The sequence below is a fragment of the Serratia sp. ASV30 genome (assembly GCF_016428815.1).
GTDB classification, from domain to species: domain Bacteria; phylum Pseudomonadota; class Gammaproteobacteria; order Enterobacterales; family Enterobacteriaceae; genus Chania; species Chania fonticola_C.
Map to the genome: position 1 here is coordinate 1 of NZ_JAELTL010000151.1, position 979 is coordinate 979.

At 34.0% G+C, this 979-nt stretch carries 1 protein-coding gene; it reads right to left on the reverse strand.

Annotated features, from left to right (window positions below):
* A partial coding sequence (locus JHD74_RS25840; RefSeq protein WP_370592719.1) for a lysozyme inhibitor LprI family protein occupies window positions 1-659 on the reverse strand: 659 nt, incomplete at its 3' end.
* Between the last annotated feature and the right edge of the window lie 320 nt (window positions 660-979).

The window sequence follows — 979 nt, forward strand, 5'->3', positions numbered from 1 at the left end:
ACCAATAGATCGCAAATCGTTCTCATTTCTTGAGTATTTACCTTACTATCGATATTATCCACGGTCATATTCCATAATCCATTATAGACATTATTTCTTAACCTACTGAACTCACGAGTCTCATTCTTCTTAGCTGAATCTTTTCTCCAAATATTCATAACATCAATCATCATCGCATCAGCACATCGTAAGACATAGTTTGATCTATTCATATCTTGATACTGAGTTGAATACTCATTACCATCAACGGAAATAAAATCGTTACTAAAGTCGGACAGTTGTAGTTTACCTTTAATAACGGTTGGTTTCGGTTGTTTCACAGTGTTGTTATTTTCATTAATCTGATTAGCTACTTTTGCATATTCAGACAGAAATTGAATATGCTCTGCATAGAGTGTATTCAGTTCATCAACAGATTTAGCACTGTCTCTTTTTGTTTTAATCCATCCTCGCTGAATTTCTTTCAGATTGTTATCTTTCTTACTTTGATATAGATGAGTCATTGCAGAGTCAAGAGCACTTAACGCTGTGTTATCGCAAACCATATGCTCTACAGCGGTAGAAGCTTTTAAGCAATCAAATCCGGCAGCACTTACGTTTAATGATACTGATAGAATAGAAAAGTAAAAAAATTTCTTTATCATCGGTATATTTTCCATTTTTAATATTACCTCGGTACAAAAAGTTATCTGTCACTATATACTCGTAGTATCGCCTCTGTTTACATTTTGTTCAACAGAAAACTATATGTTGTATCGAATAAAGTAACCAAAGAAATCGTTGTACCCAAAGCTTAACTTACCGATTTCAACATTTCCGAACAACATATATGAAAGGGTAGCCAGTAGGAACAGAAATCCAACGCCAGCTAAGAAATCTTTAAACGGAGTTTTCGACGACGCAATTTTTTCGTTTCGACCTTCTCTGAATTCTGCTTGTTTCTGAGATTCACTTTTATCATCACTGTTCATTTTTTATC